20 protein-coding genes are annotated in these 18,439 nt (G+C 54.5%); 9 read left to right on the top strand and 11 right to left on the bottom strand.

The genetic code is table 11. The annotated features are described in order from the left end of the window. The first annotated feature begins 165 nt into the window (after window positions 1–165). Together ABD920_RS21270 and ABD920_RS21265 are read left to right on the top strand one after the other, a co-directional pair. A complete protein-coding gene (locus tag ABD920_RS21270; protein WP_345162067.1) occupies window positions 166–393 on the top strand; it encodes a hypothetical protein in 228 nt (75 codons plus the stop codon). An 84-nt stretch (window positions 394–477) separates the two neighbouring features. Then, complete coding sequence (locus ABD920_RS21265) at window positions 478–966, top strand: DUF4112 domain-containing protein (RefSeq protein WP_345162065.1); 489 nt, start codon at window positions 478–480, stop codon at window positions 964–966. On the opposite strand, the gene uvsE is transcribed toward ABD920_RS21265, so the two are convergent. The 4 genes from uvsE to ABD920_RS21245 all read right to left on the bottom strand — a co-directional run bounded on the left by uvsE (window position 963) and on the right by ABD920_RS21245 (window position 4,860). Next, window positions 963–1,862, bottom strand: a complete 900-nt coding sequence (gene uvsE, locus ABD920_RS21260; protein ID WP_345162063.1) for a UV DNA damage repair endonuclease UvsE — start codon at window positions 1,860–1,862, stop codon at window positions 963–965. The two genes, ABD920_RS21265 and uvsE, sit on opposite strands and share 4 nt — an antisense overlap. 65 nt (window positions 1,863–1,927) lie before the next feature. After that, window positions 1,928–2,563 carry a carboxypeptidase-like regulatory domain-containing protein gene (locus ABD920_RS21255; RefSeq protein WP_345162061.1) on the bottom strand — a complete coding sequence of 212 codons (636 nt, stop codon included), beginning with the start codon at window positions 2,561–2,563 and terminating at the stop codon, window positions 1,928–1,930. Window positions 2,564–2,773: 210 nt separating this feature from the next. Next, on the bottom strand, window positions 2,774–3,307 hold the full coding sequence (locus ABD920_RS21250) for a hypothetical protein (RefSeq protein WP_345162059.1): 534 nt from the start codon (window positions 3,305–3,307) through the stop codon (window positions 2,774–2,776). Window positions 3,308–3,627: 320 nt separating this feature from the next. Then, window positions 3,628–4,860: a metallophosphoesterase gene (locus ABD920_RS21245; protein ID WP_345162057.1), complete on the bottom strand. Its 1,233-nt coding sequence runs from the start codon at window positions 4,858–4,860 to the stop codon at window positions 3,628–3,630. 155 nt (window positions 4,861–5,015) lie between these two features. Between ABD920_RS21245 and radC the strand changes: the two genes are divergently transcribed. Both radC and ABD920_RS21235 read left to right on the top strand, forming a co-directional pair. Then, the gene (radC, locus tag ABD920_RS21240) at window positions 5,016–5,738 is read left to right on the top strand and encodes a RadC family protein (protein WP_345162054.1); all 723 of its coding nucleotides are present in this window, start codon (window positions 5,016–5,018) and stop codon (window positions 5,736–5,738) included. 57 nt (window positions 5,739–5,795) lie between these two features. Further along, on the top strand, window positions 5,796–6,200 hold the full coding sequence (locus ABD920_RS21235; RefSeq protein ID WP_345162051.1) for a four helix bundle protein: 405 nt from the start codon (window positions 5,796–5,798) through the stop codon (window positions 6,198–6,200). A 2-nt stretch (window positions 6,201–6,202) separates the two neighbouring features. Here the strand turns inward: ABD920_RS21235 and ABD920_RS21230 are convergent, their stop codons facing one another. The 6 genes from ABD920_RS21230 to ABD920_RS21205 form a co-directional block, all read right to left on the bottom strand. Then, window positions 6,203–6,403, bottom strand: a complete 201-nt coding sequence (locus ABD920_RS21230; RefSeq protein ID WP_345162049.1) for a YwbE family protein — start codon at window positions 6,401–6,403, stop codon at window positions 6,203–6,205. A 127-nt stretch (window positions 6,404–6,530) separates the two neighbouring features. Next, window positions 6,531–6,758 carry a hypothetical protein gene (locus ABD920_RS21225; protein ID WP_345162047.1) on the bottom strand — a complete coding sequence of 76 codons (228 nt, stop codon included), beginning with the start codon at window positions 6,756–6,758 and terminating at the stop codon, window positions 6,531–6,533. A gap of 85 nt (window positions 6,759–6,843) precedes the next feature. After that, a complete protein-coding gene (locus ABD920_RS21220; protein WP_345162045.1) occupies window positions 6,844–7,455 on the bottom strand; it encodes a DJ-1/PfpI family protein in 612 nt (203 codons plus the stop codon). A 159-nt stretch (window positions 7,456–7,614) separates the two neighbouring features. Further along, entirely contained in the window at window positions 7,615–9,462 is a 1,848-nt protein-coding gene (locus ABD920_RS21215) for a pyruvate kinase (RefSeq protein ID WP_345162043.1), read from the bottom strand. A gap of 185 nt (window positions 9,463–9,647) precedes the next feature. Continuing rightward, entirely contained in the window at window positions 9,648–10,988 is a 1,341-nt protein-coding gene (locus ABD920_RS21210; protein WP_345162041.1) for a glycoside hydrolase family 2 TIM barrel-domain containing protein, read from the bottom strand. 118 nt (window positions 10,989–11,106) lie between these two features. Further along, window positions 11,107–11,487, bottom strand: coding sequence for an SRPBCC domain-containing protein (locus ABD920_RS21205; RefSeq protein ID WP_345162039.1), 381 nt, complete (start codon window positions 11,485–11,487; stop codon window positions 11,107–11,109). A gap of 442 nt (window positions 11,488–11,929) precedes the next feature. On the opposite strand from ABD920_RS21205, the gene ABD920_RS21200 reads away from it, so the two are divergent. Continuing rightward, window positions 11,930–13,306 carry a vanadium-dependent haloperoxidase gene (locus ABD920_RS21200; protein ID WP_345162037.1) on the top strand — a complete coding sequence of 459 codons (1,377 nt, stop codon included), beginning with the start codon at window positions 11,930–11,932 and terminating at the stop codon, window positions 13,304–13,306. Between the two features lie 93 nt (window positions 13,307–13,399). On the opposite strand, the gene ABD920_RS21195 is transcribed toward ABD920_RS21200, so the two are convergent. Next, window positions 13,400–14,314, bottom strand: coding sequence for a DUF5655 domain-containing protein (locus tag ABD920_RS21195; protein ID WP_345162035.1), 915 nt, complete (start codon window positions 14,312–14,314; stop codon window positions 13,400–13,402). A gap of 149 nt (window positions 14,315–14,463) precedes the next feature. On the opposite strand from ABD920_RS21195, the gene ABD920_RS21190 reads away from it, so the two are divergent. The 4 genes from ABD920_RS21190 (at window position 14,464) to ABD920_RS21175 (ending at window position 18,364) form a co-directional block, all read left to right on the top strand. Next, on the top strand, window positions 14,464–15,096 hold the full coding sequence (locus tag ABD920_RS21190; RefSeq protein ID WP_345162032.1) for a DUF1684 domain-containing protein: 633 nt from the start codon (window positions 14,464–14,466) through the stop codon (window positions 15,094–15,096). A gap of 174 nt (window positions 15,097–15,270) precedes the next feature. Next, a complete protein-coding gene (pheT, locus tag ABD920_RS21185; protein ID WP_345162030.1) occupies window positions 15,271–17,691 on the top strand; it encodes a phenylalanine--tRNA ligase subunit beta in 2,421 nt (806 codons plus the stop codon). A gap of 4 nt (window positions 17,692–17,695) precedes the next feature. Continuing rightward, window positions 17,696–17,992 carry a hypothetical protein gene (locus ABD920_RS21180; RefSeq protein ID WP_345162028.1) on the top strand — a complete coding sequence of 99 codons (297 nt, stop codon included), beginning with the start codon at window positions 17,696–17,698 and terminating at the stop codon, window positions 17,990–17,992. An 81-nt stretch (window positions 17,993–18,073) separates the two neighbouring features. Continuing rightward, window positions 18,074–18,364 (top strand): cell division protein ZapA, encoded by a 291-nt coding sequence (locus ABD920_RS21175; RefSeq protein WP_345162026.1) that lies wholly within the window; start codon window positions 18,074–18,076, stop codon window positions 18,362–18,364. Window positions 18,365–18,439: the final 75 nt, after the last annotated feature.

Genomic DNA, 18,439 nt, shown 5'->3' with positions numbered 1-18,439 from the left:
ACGGGCCTTAAATGCTGCACCTCCAGCACTTAAGGCCCGTTTATATATCCTGTTTCTATATATAGCCATATGGGGTTGTTGGCTTTTTCGGATAAATAGTTATACTTTTATGTTTGGTATACGTTAACAACCGCTGAAATATTCTGTTACCAAGCGCAACCCCTTATGAACATTTACAGACAAATCCTGATGCTGCTGGTCGTGGCTAGCTTAGCCCTTTCATGCTCACCCCTGAGAGGCAGAAAAGCCATTGTGGTAGATGACGACGGCCGAAGCATGCGGTTCACGAATGGCCGGGCCGAGAGCAAGAACAAACGTTGGAACAGCTCCAAGAGCCTAAGCAAGCAACAGAAGAAGCGGGACAAGGCCTTCAGGAACAGGCGAAGAAACTAAGGCCGTTCTTGCCCGACTTGTCGCGATGCGCCCGCCCCAGGAGGCTATGCACCTTTCGACTGCTGCTTGCGTATAAGCGCGTATATGTCGAAAGAGAACCTGCACTATACCCGCACCCCACAGTCTGAACGGCTGAAATGGGTTAATTCTGTAGCCCGTTTGTTGGACAACCAGTTTGTGCTGCCGGGCACTAAATTCCGTTTTGGCCTCGACCCGCTGCTGGGCTTGCTGCCCGTGGCCGGCGACCTCGCTTCTTTCGCCATGTCTGCCACCATCGTCCTGACCATTGCACGCCACGGGGCCAGTGGAAAGCTTGTGGCGCTCATGCTTGTTAATTTAGCGCTCGACGCCATCATCGGAAGCATCCCGGTGCTTGGCACCGTCTTCGACTTCGCTTACAAAGCCAACGAGCGCAATGTGCGGCTGCTGCAGCGCCATTACCAGGAAGGCAAATACCAGGGCAGCGGAAAGAATATACTGGTGGCAGCGGCCGTCGGCATACTGCTCATCTTCCTGCTCCTGTTGTGGGGCATGTGGGAACTGCTGGAGTGGATGTACCACCTGATTTTTTAAGCAGGCACCCGGCCCAGTGACCTGGCAAGGGCCACGGCCTTCAGGGCGCTTTCTTCTTTGTCTTTTATCTCCAGCATGATGTCCATGTCCTGCCCCTCCGTTTCGGACAGAAAATCGTGGAAAAGTTCTTCCTGAATGCTTTGCACGTGCTTGCCTTTGCGCTCGTTGGGTGCCTGCGAGGAGTAGTCCATCATCAGGATGCCGTCGCGCCCAGGCTGCCAGGTGCTGGCCGCCATCTCCACAGCCTCGCGCATCGGCTCACCGTTGTTCACGCACTCATGGTGAAAGTTATCGAAAATAACAGGCATACCGGTTAGCTCATGCAGTTGCAGGCAGTCCTGCAGCGAGTAGGTACGATCGTCGTTCTCCACACACAGGCGCGCCTTCACGGCATCGGGCAGCATGGTGTGGTACACGTCGGCAAACCGTTGTATCGCGGAATGCTTGTCGCCATAGGCGCCGCCGCCGTGTATCTGCAGTTTGGCGGTGGTATCGAGGCCCATCAGGTCGAGCACGCTTCCCTGGTACACGAGCTCGGCAATGCTGTTCTTCACCGTCTGCTCGTTAGGGGAGTTCAGCACCACAAACTGATCGGGGTGCATGGAGATGCGCATCTGGTTGTTCTGGATATAGCTCCCCAGCCTCCGGAAGGTAAGTTTAAAGTGTTCCTGCCAGTTGTATTGGTTCACGGCATGGGAGGCAAAAGGCACGAGGTCGGAGGTAAGCCTGAAGAAGAACAGCCCGTGCTGCACGTTATACTCCAGGATGCGGCTCAGGCAGGCCAGGTTCTGCTCCACCGTCTCAATCAGGCGCTCCTCGGAGTAAGATGCCAGACGGAAGGTGCGGGAGGAGCTACAGTCGAGGGTTTGGTTAATGCAGGGGTATCCGATTTTCATGCCAATAAAATTTAGTATACCCCATAACTTACGGCGCGCCTTATTGTTCGGCTGCCTTCTGGGCTTTACTCATATCCCCGGTTGTCCTTGAAAAAGCGGTTGTAGTCGTCCTCCTCTTTCATCTTTTCCTCCAGTTCCTGCTTTCTTTTCAGCTCCTCCACCTTGCGGCGCTCCTTGCCTTCCTTTGAAAACATGTCGTACATCAGGCCGATGGGGCTGGCAATGGTGGGCGCAGGGGCCGGAGGGGGCGGGGGCGGCTCGAGGCCGGGTATATAGCCGGGGCGTTTCGCCTGGCTCGATTTCTCGCGCTTCATGTTGCGCAGCGCCCGGTCGATCATCTCCTGCGAAGGGCGGCTGGTCACCTCCACTTCGCCCAGCATCACGCTGTCTTCCTGCATCACGATGTTGATGCGCAGCTCCGACACCGGCAGCTTGTTGGGCAGGTACAGGAGCGGCTTATAGCCCACGGCACGGATCAAAAGCGTGTCGTCCTGGCCTACATCGATCCTAAACTGGCCCTGCTCATCCGATATCACGCCTAATTTGGTGCTCACTTTTATCACCGATGCCCCTGGTACCGGGGTTGATTTGTCTGGCTGCAGCACCGTCCCGCTCAGCCGAATGCTTTTCTGGGCGTGCGCAGGCAGGCTAAAGCCTACAAGCAGCAAAGCAAGGATATAAAGCAGGGGGTGTCGGAGCATGAATAAGGTTGATACAGCAGCAGCGATGAGATGTAAAGCTACTTAATTACGCCCAAAGAAGCCAAAAAGTATGCCAGCCTCCGGAAAAACAGAAACGGCGCTTAAAAGTAAAGACAAAACAGCTAAAATCAGCGAAAGCCTGCAGCAACCGGTGCCGCAGGCTTTCGCTGTACACGGCAGACAGGGTTGCTGCTGCCTGCCTTGCTTGGTTTAGTTTTCGGATCCGTTGGTCGTAGTGCCTTCCGCCGCATCGCCGGTGGTGGTGGTGGGGTTATTATATCTTGAGCGGTTTTGCTGGTAGGTTTTGTACTGCTCGGGCGTCAGGATACCCTTCACCTTCTGGTCCGTCTCGTCATCGATGCGTTTCCGCTCTGTCTCCATGTTGGCGGCCTCCGCGCCATCTGCGTTGGCCTGAAGGCGCTGCTCCAACTCGCTGAGCTGCCTGTTGCGGTCGTAGTAAACCTGTACCATTTCAGTCGCCACATCGCCTTCTACACCCAGGTCTGTCGTCACTTGCTCCGAGAACTTGTCCCTGTCGAAGCCATACATCTGCCCGGCCACAGGGTCGGCAGGCGCGGCTCCGCCTGGCTCTGCGTCCCCATAGCCCCGGATGTGATCAGGGTTCACGCTTTCATCCTCATTAGATTCTTCGACCTCCGTCGTGGTGCCCCTGTCTTCAGAGCAGGAGGTGGCTGTGAATAGCAGCGCGCTTAAGGCGAAGAGGGTATAAAGTGTCTTTTTCATAGTTTGGTTTATCAGTTTATATAGGAGGTTGCGCCAGCGCGGGCCACACGAAACGGTGCAAATCGGCCGGCACCCTCTGTTTTACGAACCGAACCTGATCGGGTTAGAACCTTTGTGCCTGAAGACGCACTGAAGTGGCAGAAAGGGAGGAGAAGGAAAGCGCAACTGTGCTGGACATCTGAGAGGGCAGATCAGAAACACCGGATCAGATACAAACCTGAAGTAGAAGGTCATTAATCCGATTGCGCTGCCCCTATATGGCAGCAGCGCCAACTGGGAAGGCTAGCGCTGCTGCCATATATTGAAATAAAGGTTTAGGATCAGGCTTTCTTCAGTTCAAAAACAGTGATCTCCGGCAAGAACCCGACACGGCCCGGATACCCCAGGAAGCCGAGGCCGGTATTCACATACAGGTGCTGGCGGCCGTTCTTGTACAAACCAGCCCACTGCTTGTACACGTACTGCACCGGGCTCCACTTCCAGCCAGGTATGTTCACGCCAAACTGCATGCCGTGCGTGTGCCCCGACAGCGTGAGGTCTATATCGTTGTATTTTGGGTTGATCTCGCCGTCCCAGTGCGAAGGGTCGTGGGAGAGGAGCACCTTAAACGGGGAATCCTCGGTGCCGGCGTAGGCCTGCTCTAGGCGGCCGTATTTCGGGAAGCCGGCGCGGTTACCCCAGTTCTCAACGCCCAACACCGCAATCTTCTCGCCGTCTTTCTCAATGATGCGGTGCTCGTTCATCAGGATCTGCCAGCCCATCCTGCCGTGGCTCTCGATGAGGGTGCGCAGGTTCTCGCGCTTCGCCTCCGGGCTTGGCCAGGACACGTAATCGCCGTAGTCGTGGTTGCCCAGCACCGAGAATACCCCGGCCCTGGCCTTGATCTCTTTCAGGGTGCCGATGTGCTGCTGCACCTCAACAGCCATGTTGTTCACCAGGTCGCCGGTAAAGAACACGAGGTCCGCCTCCTGCCTGTTGATTAGCTTCACGGCCTCCTGCAGCGGTTCCGTCGAGTTGAAACTGCCCGTGTGCAGGTCTGAAATCTGCAGTATCTTATACCCGTCGAAGGCCTGTGGCAGGTTCGGGAATTTCAACGTAATGCGCTTTACCTGGTAATCGTAGGCGCCCTTCACCATGCCATATATAAACGCTGTGAACGGTACGGCCGCCACCAGAAGCCCCATCTGACTCAGGAACTTGCTGCGCGACGGGTCGAAGGCGGTTTCGCTGCTGGCGTAGTGGAACGCGATTCTGGCTATCCGCACCGAGTCATCCACGAGCAGGAAAAGCACCACCACCAGCTTTGAGGCGAAGAAGATGAAAAGCGTGCTGGCCAGGTATGTTTTATAGGCGTTGGGTGGCGTGCCGCGTGTGGCGGCGGCCAAAACAAAAGTGCCTGCCGTAATGGCAAAAATAGCCCAGTACAAAAAGAACAGTACCCGCTGTGCGGTAGGGTCCAGGCTCTGTGTCACTGTTTTGATGGCCTGGAACACGTACAGGTCCACCAGGAAAAGGAACAGGATAATTGTTCCGGATGATAAGAGAGATCTCATATAGACATTAAAAACCGGAGTGCCCTGCGGTTGTTGCAGCGGCGGCGGCCTTTGTTTAACTTGTTAGGATTAAAATTATATAGGTCTGCACTGAACTAATCTACTCTGAAAACAATTGCACAGACATCTCCAGCATCACAAAATCTGTACCGCAAGTGAAAGATAACCAAGCTACTGCCATTGCGTCTTACCAGCCGCTGCTCAACATCAAGACGTGGGCGGAAGAAGACCGCCCGCGTGAGAAACTGTTGCTGAAAGGGAAAGCCGCTTTAAGCGATGCGGAGCTGATCGCCATCCTGATCGGCTCGGGCACCACCAGGCTTACGGCGGTGGATGTGGGCAAAATCATTCTCTCCGCCGTAGGCAACGACCTGAACGAGCTGGCGAAGCTAACGGTAAAGGACCTGACAAAACACCCGGGCATTGGGGAGGCCAAGGCGATTTCTATCGTGAGCGCGCTGGAGTTGGGCCGCCGCCGCAAAGAGACGGTCGCCGCCGCCAAAACCCGCATCACCTGCTCCACGGATATATATAACTACATCAAGCCGCAGTTGCTGGACCTGCCCCACGAGGAGTTTTGGATTCTGCTGCTCAACCGGGCGAACGTGGTGATGAAGAAGGAGAGCATCAGTACCGGGGGCGTGGCCGGCACCGTGGCAGACCCGAAGATCATCTTCAAAAAGGCGATTGAGCAGCTGGCCAGTTCGATCATCCTGGTGCACAACCACCCGAGCGGCAACACCAAGCCCAGCGCCGCAGACATCTCCCTGACCAAAAAAATGAAAGAAGCCGGCCAGTTCCTGGACCTGCCCGTGCTGGACCATATCATCTTCACCGAGAACGACTACTACAGCTTTGCGGATGAGGGGGTTTTGTAAGTTAGAGCGTTAGAGGGTTTGGGAGTTAGAAAGTTTGAGAGTTATAGAATTTAGTTTATGAGTGGGCAGGGGAAGAGCAACTTTACCTGTTCGGAAGAGTTTAAGAAGCGCGCAAAGATTTTTGCGCTGCGCGTGATTAAGCTGTATCAATCATTACCGAACAATGTGGAGGCGCAGATCCTTGGTAAGCAATTGTTGCGTGCCGCTACGTCTGTAGCAGCAAATTACCGCGCCGCTTGCCGTGCCCGGTCGTCTGCAGAGTTTGTTTCGAAAATCGGCATCGTTTTGGAAGAATCCGATGAGTCGCTTTTCTGGCTTGAGGTTTTAGAGGAGGCTGGAATTGTGCCTGCTAAGCGTTTAACTCAACTGAAGCAGGAAGCCAATGAGCTGACAGCCATACTCACCACCATCAGAAAATCCTCCCAAAAAAAGAAGCAACTTTCTAACTCCCAAACTCTCTAACTTTATAACTCAGAAAGTATTTCTTTCACGCGGCCTACCTCGCCGGTCTCCAGCCTCACTTTGATGCCGTGCGGGTGCGTGGGAGAGTTGGTGAGGATGTCTTTCACGTAGCCCTCGGTGCGTTCTCCGCTGCGCTGGTCTTCCTTCAGCACAATGTTCACGTGCAGTCCGGGTTTGATGTTGGCGCGTTTTCTTCCGTCCATGTCAGTTTAGGGTGTTTGTGGGCATATAAGGGCGTTCCTGTGCCTGCAGTTGCCCGTTTCGCTTCCCAGCTGCAGCTTCAGGTTAGGGAACCGGGCTGAAGGCAGCTTTGCTATCCTGCCAAAGGGTTCAGCCCTTCTTCAGTTGTTCTTTTTCTAAAGGCGGCTCCTTCTGCTCTAGCTCATTTATATACTTCATGTGCAGGAAGATTGCCGCCACGCCCGTGATAAGCCCGGACAAGGTCAGGTACAAGCCCAGAAAGTTTTCGGGGAGGATGAATAACCGGATAACGATTCCACTCAACACCAGCACTGCGGCGACTTTATAAAGCAGTTTTTCAACATTTCTGTCTTTCATCAAACTACGTCTAAGTTAAACAACAGCCTTTGCGTTTAGCCCCGGCACCGGATGCCGGGGCAGGCTTATGAAAATCTGCACAGCTTTATACTGCCGTGGTGCCGGCAGGCTGCCCGAGCACTATTTTGGTGCCCAGCACATCTAAAAAGGCGCGGATAAACTTAGGGTGGCCGGGCCAGGCAGGCGAAGTCACGAAGTTACCGTCCACTACCGCTTCGGTTGCCTCCACTGTTACATAGGTGCCACCCGCCAGCTCTACTTCCGGGGCTACGGCAGGGTAGGCCGTCAGTCGGCGGCCTTCCACCACGCGGGCGGCCGTCAGTATCTGTATGCCGTGGCACACTGCGGCCAAAGGCTTATTGTTCTCCGCGAAATACCGCACCAGGTCCAGCACCTCCTGGTTCAGGCGCAGGTATTCGGGGGCGCGGCCACCGGCAATCACCAACCCTTCGTAGTCGGCAAGTTTTATATCGGAGAAAGAGTAGGTGAGCTGAAAGTTGTGGCCCGGTTTCTCGGTATAGGTCTGGTCGCCTTCAAAATCGTGGATGGCGGTTTTAATCATATCGCCTTTTTTCTTGTTGGGGCACACGGCGTGTACCTCATAGCCCACCATCAGCAGCATCTGGAAAGGGACCATGGTCTCGTAGTCTTCTGCGAAATCACCTGTCAGGAACAGGATTTTCTTAGCGTTTTCCATATCTGTTTCTTCACTAAACTATCAAAATAAACAGCGCTTCCCTTGCGCGCGCCAGCGCTACATTTTGCCAAGGTATATAAAACCTTTTAGAAAGTACAGGATATTGTCTTGAATTTCAAAGATATGAGGCTGACGTTGCCGTCAGAGCACGCCTGCCTGCTACTCCTGCAAGGCCTCCAGGTCAGACACGTGCAGGCTGCGCAGCATGGATGTTTTCTTGTGCTGGTGCTCCTGCATGCGGACCAGTATGTCGTTCAACAGCTCGATGGCCTGCACGACGTGGGGGCCTTTGTTCAGCATCACGCAGTCAGCCCGCTGGGCCATGGCGGCATCCGTGATCTCTGCCCTCGACGGGCGGCCCTTTTTAGCCAGCGTCTCTAATACCTGTGTGGCCCATACCACCGGTATATGCGCCGCCTCGCACAGCCACAGAATCTCCTCCTGCACTTCGGCCAGCCGCAGCCAGCCGCACTCCACCGCCAGGTCGCCGCGCGCAATCATAATGCCCGCCGGGTAACCCTTCATGGTGGCCAGCAGCAGGCGCGGCAGGTTCCGGAAGCCCTCCTTGGTCTCTATTTTCAGCATCACCCCTATCTCATTTGCCCCGAGCTCCTTAAGCTCATGGTGCAGCGCCTCCACATCCTCCACATAGTTTACGAAGGAGAAATTGACGATATCGGCATGGGAGGCCACAAACTTCAGGTCCTGTTTGTCCTTTTCCGTCATGCCGTTCAGCTTAATCTTGCTTTCAGGCAGGTTAATGCCGTTGTCGGCGCGCAGCTTACTGCCGGTGTCGCTGGCATACGTAATCTTCACCAGTAGCCAGTCCTTGTTCACCTCCATGATCTGCCCCTCTATCTTGCCATCGTCAAACAGGATGGGCTGGCCATCCTTCACCTGCTTGAAAACCTCGGGCAGGGTGCAGGATATATGGGCCGGCTGCACCACATGCCCTTTGTCATCGTAACGGGCCGGCTCCCCGGGTGTCAGTTCGCGCGTCAGCACCAGCAGGCTGCCTTTTTTCAGGATGATGGGCGCGAAGGTGGGCGGCAGCTCGCCTACCTCGGTCGTGCGCTCCACCACAGCCTTGTTCTTGATGTGCAGCTTGATGCCGGTGGTGATGTAAGAGGACTTATAGAGATGGGCAATAACGCCGCGCCCTTCTTTTCGCATAACGGTGAAGGAGCGCTTCCGTCTGCGGGTGTCTGTGAAAATGATCCTGTCGTTTTCCTGCAGCTGCGCCAGCCACTCTTCCTGCACGGGCAGCCAGGCATCTATGTTTTGGGGGGGCGGCTCATCCGCCGGGGCCAGCCATACCTTGGCCGCCTCAGTTGTCTGCCCCAGGTTGTTCTGCGTGGGCCGGATGGTCACTAGTTTCGGGCCTTCCTTCAGCGGCCCCGTACGCAGCTTCGGACCCATCAGGTCCATGAGTATCTTGCAGGCAATGCCGGTCTCTTTCTCGGCCTGGCGAATGAGGTGCACCATCTGCAGCCATACAGCCTCGTTGTCGTGGGCGCAGTTGATGCGGGCGCAGTTCATGCCGGCACGGAGCAAGCGGAGCAGCAGCTCGTAATTTTCGGCGGCTTCGCTGGGGATGGTGACCATGATGCGGGTGCTGCGCTTCTCGGGGCGGGGGCCGAGAAGGGCCTCTGTGTTGGATTCAAGCAGTTCCGCATTCTCATGAAAGGAGACAGCGAGGGGCTCCTCGGTGGGGGTACAGGCTTTCAGGTAACAAAGCTGGTGGCGCACCGCCTGCAGGCTGGCCAGCACATGCCCCTCTGCCCGGCCAAGCGACGAAAGCCCCATTTGCGAGAGGCTTTCCTGCAACTCCCGGATATCGCGCTTCCGCAGCGACAGGTAGTGCAGCAGGTTCCGGGCGCTTTTCTTGAATTTGGGGTGCACCAGCTCAACGGCCGGTGCGAACTTCTGTTCTAGGGCGATTGCCTCGTCATGCAAGGCCTCGAGCTGCGCAATCAGCGCTTCTATGTGGTTTGTATCCTGCTGCATAGATTTTTTCGGCTATATATAAATCTATACTACAAACTGCGGAAGCCTGGGTTAGGTTGTGCTTTTAAGAGAGGATTTGCTTAAATATTTTATTTATTTATATATATAATTCAATTTTGTTCACAGAAATTGCTTTTGCACGACAGCACAACGTACACCTCCTATATTAAAGCGTATCAGCAAACTTACTTCTTCACATAGAAGGGGATATTGGCTGTGGCAACGTTGTCGTGGCCATCATACACATAGATGAACAGGCGGTAAGCGCCCGGCTCCGAGGGAGTCTGGAGTACGGCATTATCGCCGTCCGTCTCTGTCAGGCGATCGGGTATGGCGGCTGGCCTGTCTTCGCGGTCGCCGCCTTCTTTCAGGTCCGTGCTTTCGTGGAGCAGCTCATACTTATAGGTTAGCTTATCCTTGTCCGGGTCGCTGACGTCGGCGTTTGCTCTATAGCTTTGGTCGGGTTTCAGGAAGATGTTCTCCTTCGCCAATTTCCCGTTTAGCTTAAACGACTCTATGTGCGGGGCGCGGTTCTCGGGCCAGCTGCCCGTCCAGAGGTACTGCATCACATCCACCACCTCCGTCTCTTTCCCGTCTTCGGTGAAGAGGCCATACCAGGTAGGCGTGCGCTCCTGCTTCTGTCCCCACAAAAACACGTAGGAGCCTATATTCCGGGTCGTGTCCCGTCCCATGGTCAATTCGTAGCGGTTTTTATAGACGGCGGCTTTCTCGCTGCTCGTCTCTTCCACGGCTGCAGCCCACGAGGTGTGCTGGCTTTCCCAATGGCCGGTGGGTCCCCACTCGGTAATCATATAGGGGCCATCCCAGCCAAGATACTGTATATTGGGAGGCACATCCGGCAGCGCGGCATAGGCGTTGACGGCCAGGATATCCAGTTCCGGCACTTTCTCATTTATATAGTCAACCTCCATTTTGTTGAGGCCGGCCAGCATGGTGCTGGTGGGGTGGTTCGGGTCCACCTCATGGATCATTTTGGCGATGTCGTTCACGGCGTCCCATACCAGCGGGTTGGTGTAATTCAGGTTCAGCTCGTTCCCGATTCCCCAGATCAGCAGCGCCGGGTGGTTCTTGTACCGCTCCACCTCTTTTCGCAGCTCATTCAGCTGCTGCTCCACCGCGGCAGGGTCGTCGTAGTCAAAGCCGTGGCGCTCGCGGCCCACCTCCAGTCCCAGGGTCACGGTCAGGCCGTTCCGGTAGGCCTCGTCCAGCACCTCCTGCGCGTTATCGGTGCTCCAGGTGCGGATCGAGTTGCCCCCGTATGCCGCAAGCCGCTCCAGGTAACGGCTGCCGCCCGCCCCTTTTATATAGTAAGGTTCGCCGCCCCGGTAAAGTTTGAAGCTCCCGTTTTCCTGGCGCACTTCCACCGGGACAGGCTCCATCGGGATTTCCTCCTTTTTTTCAACCGGTTGCTCTGTTTCAGGTGCATTCGTGAGGGTGCCGGAGCAGGCCTGGGCCAAAGCGGCGATGAGCAGAAGGGCAAAAGCTTTCGGTAAGGCGATTTTCATATATGCTTGCTGGATGGTGCTGCCTGTTGAAGGAATACTCGCTGCGCAGCCGAAGGTTATACAGGGCAGGGCTATATACCGGCTTGCGTTTTATATAGGGTAGGACGGTTTCGCCGGCTCAGTCCTCGTAGAACTCGATTAGGGAGCCGAAGTAGCTGTTGTCCCAGCCTTCCACGATGTCCTCATAATCCTCATCCGGGATGTTGGTGTGGCGCAGCTCTGCCGAGGTGCCGTACTTGTGCGGGTGCAGTTTGATGGTGACGATCGAGGCATCGGGCTGCTCGCCGAAATACCACTGCTGCACAATCAGCCTGCCTTCCTCGAATTCCAGGTTCTTGCCCACGATGCTCCCGTCCCAGAGCGAGAACTCCGTGCCGGGCTCCGCCGACATCTCTGCCTTGTCGCCGGTCCAGGCCTGGATCGTGAGCGGGTGCGTCAGGGCCAGGTACACTTCCTCGGGTGTGGCCGGTATGATATAGTATTTCTTGAAGTCTTTCATGGTGCGTAGGCAATTTTAGTAAAGATAGCATTTTGGCGGGAGTGCCAGCGTTTGTTGGGGCCGTCGTAACCGGTTTGGCGCCAGGCAGTGCGTTAGGCGCGCTGCTGCTTATATATAACCTGATCCGGAGGGGCACTATAACAGACGATAAAATACATGATGGGGTAAAAGTATAAAAGTTCTGTGAGAAATGAATTTTCGCTGCTTTGTTTCATGTTCCTCCTGTAACTCGGTAAGTGCGGCGAAAGCCAGCGGGAATTACAAAAGCTCCGGCAACGCATGACATTTGTCATTTGCAGCCTTTCAGAATTTGTTTAATTTTAAATCCCGTAAATCGCCTTGAAACCAGTTTGTGCCTGCCAGAAACAGTTGCTTAACTTTTTGATTCACACTCGTTTGGATCTGGTTGGAAGAAGCTTTTCCTGCTAAAACGTCAGTTTATATGCTTAAATCGTTTGTCTTCTTAGTCTTTTTAGCCGGCCTGATCGGGGATGGCAGTTGTAGCAGAGCAACGCCCGAGGAATACAGCCAGCAGGCTGCCTCGCCCGAGATCTTCCACCAGGCATCCGATCAGCTGACCGACTTTATCATCCACGACATTTTCAAGCCGCCGGTGGCCAGCCGCATTTACGTCTACACCAACCTGGCCGCCTACGAAACGCTGCGCCAGCAGCACCCGGATTACGAGTCGATGGCGGGCAAGCTGAATGGCTTCACGGAGGTTCCCCAGCCGGCCAAAGACGGGGAGTACTGTTTCCCGCTGGCGAGCGTGGCCTCCTATATAGCCGTCAGCAAGGAGCTGATCGTGTCGATGGCCGAGATGGAGGACTACGAGCAGGCTGTATATGAGCAGTATGCGCAAATGGGCGTGCCGGAGGACGTGCGGGCGCGCTCCATCGCCTACGGCGAGCAGGTGGCCCGGCACGTGCTGGCATATGCCGGCCAGGACAACTACAAGGAAACGCGGGCCATGATGCGCTACACGTTTACAGACCTGCCGGGATCATACCAGCCGACCCCGCCCAACTACGCTCCCGCCTGCGAACCCAGGTGGAACGCCATGCGGGTGCTGACCCTGGACAGCTGCACGCAGTTTCAGCCAAAAGCGCCGGCCGCCTACAGCCTCGACCCCGAGAGCGACTTCTTTAAAATGGTGCGGCAGGTATATGACTTTTCAGTCAACATGACCGAGGAGCAAAAGGCCATCGCTTATTTCTGGGACGACAACGCGGTGGTGACCAATGTGATGGGGCATGTGTCGTATATGGATAAGAAAATGACACCTCCGGGCCACTGGCTGGCCATTGTGCAGACGCTGGCGAAAGACAAAGACCTTGATCTGATGAAATCTGTGCAGGCCTACACGTTCACCTCAATTGCCTTGTACGACGGCTTTATTGCCTGCTGGGACGAGAAATACCGCAGCGCGCGCATCCGCCCCGTCACGGTGATCAACGAACACATTGACCCGGCATGGCAGCCTTTCCTGGAGACGCCGCCCTTCCCGGAGTACGTGAGCGGCCACAGCGCCATCTCCGCCGCCGCCGGCACGGTGCTCACGCACCTGTTCGGCGACAACGTGGCCTTTACCGACTCCACCGAATATGCCTACGGGCACGGCGTGCGTTCCTTCAAATCCATCAAGGATGCCTATATGGAAACATCCATCAGCCGGGTGTATGGCGGCATCCACTTCTGGGACGGCTCCTTTGAGGGAACCGACCAGGGCGAGAAGGTAGGCGAATGGGTGTGGTCTAAAATCGGACCGAAGGAAAAGCAGGATTTGATAGCTAAAAGCACAGCGCAAAAGAAAAGGTAATACCAAAATAGTGCTGCACTTGGTATGCAACTTTTTAATATAGGTGACGGTTTTTATATTAGTTTATATGCCTCAGTAGGCATATAAACTGCTTTACTTATTTTTCCTCAAAGACTGTTTTACCAAACTCAGGATGTATTCAATTTCTTCTGAATCTGAAATTTTTATTTCATAAGCCCCATTGCCCCAATGGCCAACATTTGAAACGTCTCTTGCAATTCCTTTTGCATCATCTAATTCTCCACTTTTAAGGTTAAGAAATATCTTTAGATTCTTGCCCTGAAGCACTACATCGCAAAATGTGTTACCGTCGATCTTAAAACCAACGAAGTGCTTCCTTGGGTTTAATGTTATGTTATCGGCCAAGTTGAAAACACGTTCCTTGAAGCTCTCATATAGCTCCCGTATATCGAACTCTGCTTTTTGGATAAGATCCTGTTCCGTAAATACTTTTAGTTCGTTTGTGACCTTTTCAACAGCATTATTATTGCCGGAAATTGTTTTGATGCTTTCCTGAGCATTTGTTTTTTGTACCTGCTCGAAAGAGACGGTGTTATTTTCAAATTTTTTGACCTCCCAAAGCTCGATCGGCAAATCTTTAAAGTTGATAGCCTCTCTTTGGTAGGTGGTGAATGAAGGAGAAATAAATATAACTTTGGATTGAGACCAATCAACACTGGACCGCTTCAGCGTCCCTTCCCTTTGCTCATTGTACTCTAATATAAAATCCGCCTTGTTATTCAGCATCAAGGACAAATAGGCATATCCCTGGTCAATGACGCTGAAGTTCCTGTCTTTTTTGAATTCAATAATAACAAAAGAGTTGGCTTCTTTATCAAATGCTAAAGTGTCAATTCTAAAATTGTTAAGCGAAAATTCTGTTCTCACGAAATCGAGTTTCAGGATTGTGCTTAAATTCTCTTCTGTCAGTTTCTGAATTTCCTTTTCAAGCTTAAAAGACGATTCTTTTATATGTTGAAGGTTACTCCCTATCTTGTAAAGGGCCATTTTGGTTACTCTTTATGTTGCTATATTTCTTTAAAAAAGAGTATTATTAATTTTATATGTTAAGGTAATAGACTGGAGGCACAACTCCAATTTTCCCCGCAGCCTCTCCAAAAATTTCCGACCTTTGCAGGAAATAGCTCCGTAACCTTATGAAACGACCCCTGAGGCTGATCATATTTGCCGGCATCGCACTGGTGCTTTTTTACTTTGTGCAGGAAACCTTCCTGAGCGATGACAACTATATAAAGCCGCTGCTGAAGGAGCGCGCCGACAAGGACCTCTCGTTCCGGGGCCGCACCAACAGCCCCTTCACCGATGAGGACCGCCGCAGCTTTGACAGCTTGGTGTACTACGCACCGAACCTGGATTACCGCGTGAAAGCCAAGGTAGAGAAGCTGCCGCAGCAGGATACCGTGCAGATGAACATGACAAACGACAGCACCGAAGCCTACCTGCGTTACGCCACCGCCACGTTTGAACTGGAGGGAAAGCCGCAGCGCCTGACGCTGTATAAAAAAGTGAACCGTGAGGCAGACGAGGAGGAGCAGCTTTTCGTGCCCTTCACCGACAAAACCAACGGCTTCGAAACCTATGGCGGCGGCCGCTACCTCGACATCCCGTTTGAGGAGGACGCCGAGACGGTGGAACTGGACTTTAACCGCGCCTACAGCCCCTTCTGCGCCTACAACCCCGACTACGTGTGCCCGGTGCCCCCCCAGGACAACCGCCTTACGATAGCCATTCCGGCAGGGGAGAAGACGTACGAGAAAACGGGCAAGTAAAGGCCGCAGGATTTTAGACACAGCTTATAAGCAAGGAAGAATTGCTTCAACCAGTGATTTTTTACCCACTCGTAATTCGGAATTGATAATTCGTAATTAGAAGAAGTATCCTTAATTTTGAAAAACAGAGGCTTCCGGCGCGGAGGCTAATCTTTTAAAGCAACAAAGAAAAACATGCGGATTTCATTCGACTGGCTGAAACAACTCATTCATATAGACAAAGACGCGGAAGAAGTGGGCGCTTTGCTGACGGGCGCGGGCCTGGAGGTGGAGGGCATCGAGACATTCGACGTGGTGCAGGGCGGCCTGGAAGGCATTGTGATCGGAGAGGTGCTGACCTGTGCCCCGCACCCGGACGCTGACCGCCTGCGCGTCACCACTGTGGACATCGGCACCGGCACCCCGAGCCACATCGTGTGCGGCGCGCCCAACGTGGCGGCCGGTCAGAAGGTGGTGGTGGCCACCGTGAACAGCACGCTGTACCCGGCAGGCGGAGAGCCTTTCAAAATCAAGAAATCCAAGATTCGCGGAGAGGTGTCAGAGGGGATGATCTGCGCCGAGGATGAGATCGGCATCGGCACCTCGCACGCCGGCATCATGGTGCTGGACACGGACCTGCCGAACGGCACGCCAGCGGCCGGGTTCTTCGGACTGGGCTCCGATAAAGTGTTTGAGATCGGCCTGACGCCGAACCGCGCCGATGCCGCCTCGCACTACGGTGTGGCCCGCGACCTGCAGGCGCTCACGGACGCGAAAGCCATAATGCCTTCCGTCGGGGATTTTAAAGTGAGCAACACCTCACGCCCGATCGCGGTGGAGGTGGAGAACACGGAGGCCTGTCCGCGGTATGCCGGGGTCACGGTGTCGGGCTTGAAGGTGGGGCCGTCGCCGGAGTGGATGCAGAAGCGCCTGCGCGCCATCGGTCTGTCGCCGATCAACAACGTGGTGGACGTGACCAACTACGTGCTGCACGAGCTGGGGCAGCCGCTGCATGCCTTCGATGCCGACAAGATCAAAGGAAACAGGATCATCGTCAGGACAGTGGCAGGCGGCAGCGCCTTCAGAACGCTGGACGGCGTGGAGCGCAAGCTGCAGGAAACGGACCTGATGATCTGCGACGCGGAGGGCCCGATGGCGATTGGCGGCGTGTTCGGTGGCGAGGAGTCCGGCGTTTCTGCCGGCACGACCAGCATCTTTATCGAGAGCGCCTACTTCTCCCCGGACTGGGTGCGCCGCACCGGCATGGGGCACGGCCTGAAAACCGATGCCTCCTTCCGCTTCGAACGGGGCACCGACCCGAACATGGTGATCTATGCCCTTAAGCGAGCGGCGCTGCTGATGCAGGAGGTAGCCGGTGGCGAGGTGTCTTCTGACATTGTGGACGTTTACCCTGCGCCGATACCGCATCACGAAGTGAAGCTCAGCATTGAGCGGGCGCATATGCTGATTGGGCAGCACATTGGCACAGAACGCATCAAAGCCATCCTCACCGATCTGGGGATAGAAGTAACAGGCGAAACAGACGCGCACCTGTCGCTGTCGGTGCCGCCGTTTAAAGTAGACGTGACCCGCGAGGCCGATGTGGTGGAGGAAATCCTGCGCATCTACGGCTTCAACAACATCGGGATGAGCGAGAACCTGTCCACCACGTACCTGGCCAAATTCCCGAAGCCCTATGCGGAGAACGTCACGGAGACGATCTCAAACTATATAGCCGACAACGGCTTCCATGAGATCATTACCAACTCCATTACCAACTCCAACCACTACCGGCCGGCCGGGGAGGCGGAGGTAGCGGGCCTGGTGCGGGTTATCAACTACAACTCCGAAGACCTGGACGTGCTGCGCAAGAGCATGGTGTTCTCGGGCCTGGAGGTGCTGCGCCGTAACATCAACCGCCGCCAGCGCGACCTGAAGCTGTTCGAGCTGGGAAAGGTATATGAGCAGCTCGGGGACGGAAGCACGAAAGAGAGCCGCAGGCTGGCTTTATATATGGCCGGCAACGTATCTGCCGAGAGCTGGAAGCAGCCAAGCGGCAAGGCCTCCTTCCACGACCTGGCGGGCGTGGTGCAGAACGTGCTGCGCAAACTCAACGCCGGGGACTTCGAGGTGCAGCCGCTGCAGCCGAACAGCTATATGCGCCAGGGCATCGCTTATACAAAGAATGGCACCGTTGTCGCGGAACTCGGCCCGCTGGACGCCGGCGTGACCCGCTTTATGGAGGTGAAGGAACAGGTGTGGTACGCCGAGCTAAACTGGGATTACCTGCTGAAGAAGTACAAGGACAACCTGGTGGCCGGGGAGCTGCCGAAATTCCCGGAAGTGCGCCGCGACCTGTCGCTGGTTCTCGATAAAAATGTTACCTTCGATCAGATCAGGCACATAGCCTTCCGGACAGAGCGCAAGCTGCTGCAGGACATGAACGTGTTCGACGTGTACGAGGGCGACAAGATCGCCGCAGGCAAGAAGGCCTACGCTATCAGCTTCACGCTGCTGGACCGGCAGCAGACCCTGACCGATAAGGTGATCGACAGCACGATGAGCCGCCTGATGCAGCAATTTGAGAAACAATTAGGGGCTTTAATCCGCAAATAGTGTTATGGCTAAGGAAAAGCAGTTACAACAACTCCGGCATATTGAAGACAGGTTGCGCAAACTCGTGACCCGCTACACCGACGTGCAGCAGAAGCTGGCCAGCGCCCAGGAAGAAATCAAGTTCCTGGAAGGGCTGGTGGAAGAGAAGGAGCAGCAAATAAAAAATTTTCAAAATCAGGAGAATATCGTTAAAATTGTAGACACGATAGCAGGAAACCCTGCAAATTCGACAGAGTTAAAGCTCAAGCTGAACGAATACATCAGAGAAATTGATAAGTGTATCGCTTATCTACAGGACTAAGCACCAGCATATAAGGAGCAGCAACCCGCTCTAAGAGGCTATGAAAGCACCTGAGAAAGCACAACCCCTAAAACGCAACGGATGGGTGAATTAGCCATAAAGATTCGCATCGCGGAACGTGAGTATCCGATGCGGGTGAAGGAAGAGGAAGAAGAAAGAATCAGAGTTGTCGGCAAGATCCTGAACGAGCGCCTGCGCTTTTTCAAGGACCAGTTCGGCTTACAAGACAAGCAGGACCTGTTGGCTTTGGTGGCATTCGAAACCATGGTCGACAAGGTGAAACTGGAGGAGGAGAAAGACTCCCACGGCACCGACATCGGACAACAGCTTTCTGTTCTGGAAGATATCTTATCAACTGTAAACCTTAAGTAGGCACCGGGGCCATTGCGGGCCTGCCACTTATTTTTCGTTAGGGCCGAAAGCCACACCTGTCTTTTGCAGGCACTG

Origin of the sequence: Pontibacter saemangeumensis (genome assembly GCF_039541895.1) — a bacterium.
Classification (GTDB): Bacteria; Bacteroidota; Bacteroidia; order Cytophagales; family Hymenobacteraceae; genus Pontibacter; species Pontibacter saemangeumensis.
Note: the sequence above shows the minus strand (reverse complement) of the source record. Positions and strands in the feature narration are given on the sequence as shown.

Bases quoted from the DNA above. Each gene is read 5' to 3' on its own strand.
- ABD920_RS21270 (WP_345162067.1), top strand. From the start codon at position 166: ATGAACATTTACAGACAAATCCTGATGCTGCTGGTCGTGGCTAGCTTA.
- ABD920_RS21265 (WP_345162065.1), top strand. From the start codon at position 478: ATGTCGAAAGAGAACCTGCACTATACCCGCACCCCACAGTCTGAACGG.
- uvsE (WP_345162063.1), bottom strand. From the start codon at position 1,862: ATGAAAATCGGATACCCCTGCATTAACCAAACCCTCGACTGTAGCTCC.
- ABD920_RS21255 (WP_345162061.1), bottom strand. From the start codon at position 2,563: ATGCTCCGACACCCCCTGCTTTATATCCTTGCTTTGCTGCTTGTAGGC.
- ABD920_RS21250 (WP_345162059.1), bottom strand. From the start codon at position 3,307: ATGAAAAAGACACTTTATACCCTCTTCGCCTTAAGCGCGCTGCTATTC.
- ABD920_RS21245 (WP_345162057.1), bottom strand. From the start codon at position 4,860: ATGAGATCTCTCTTATCATCCGGAACAATTATCCTGTTCCTTTTCCTG.
- ABD920_RS21235 (WP_345162051.1), top strand. From the start codon at position 5,796: ATGAGTGGGCAGGGGAAGAGCAACTTTACCTGTTCGGAAGAGTTTAAG.
- ABD920_RS21230 (WP_345162049.1), bottom strand. From the start codon at position 6,403: ATGGACGGAAGAAAACGCGCCAACATCAAACCCGGACTGCACGTGAAC.
- ABD920_RS21225 (WP_345162047.1), bottom strand. From the start codon at position 6,758: ATGAAAGACAGAAATGTTGAAAAACTGCTTTATAAAGTCGCCGCAGTG.
- ABD920_RS21220 (WP_345162045.1), bottom strand. From the start codon at position 7,455: ATGGAAAACGCTAAGAAAATCCTGTTCCTGACAGGTGATTTCGCAGAA.
- ABD920_RS21215 (WP_345162043.1), bottom strand. From the start codon at position 9,462: ATGCAGCAGGATACAAACCACATAGAAGCGCTGATTGCGCAGCTCGAG.
- ABD920_RS21210 (WP_345162041.1), bottom strand. From the start codon at position 10,988: ATGAAAATCGCCTTACCGAAAGCTTTTGCCCTTCTGCTCATCGCCGCT.
- ABD920_RS21205 (WP_345162039.1), bottom strand. From the start codon at position 11,487: ATGAAAGACTTCAAGAAATACTATATCATACCGGCCACACCCGAGGAA.
- ABD920_RS21200 (WP_345162037.1), top strand. From the start codon at position 11,930: ATGCTTAAATCGTTTGTCTTCTTAGTCTTTTTAGCCGGCCTGATCGGG.
- ABD920_RS21195 (WP_345162035.1), bottom strand. From the start codon at position 14,314: ATGGCCCTTTACAAGATAGGGAGTAACCTTCAACATATAAAAGAATCG.
- ABD920_RS21190 (WP_345162032.1), top strand. From the start codon at position 14,464: ATGAAACGACCCCTGAGGCTGATCATATTTGCCGGCATCGCACTGGTG.
- pheT (WP_345162030.1), top strand. From the start codon at position 15,271: ATGCGGATTTCATTCGACTGGCTGAAACAACTCATTCATATAGACAAA.
- ABD920_RS21180 (WP_345162028.1), top strand. From the start codon at position 17,696: ATGGCTAAGGAAAAGCAGTTACAACAACTCCGGCATATTGAAGACAGG.
- ABD920_RS21175 (WP_345162026.1), top strand. From the start codon at position 18,074: ATGGGTGAATTAGCCATAAAGATTCGCATCGCGGAACGTGAGTATCCG.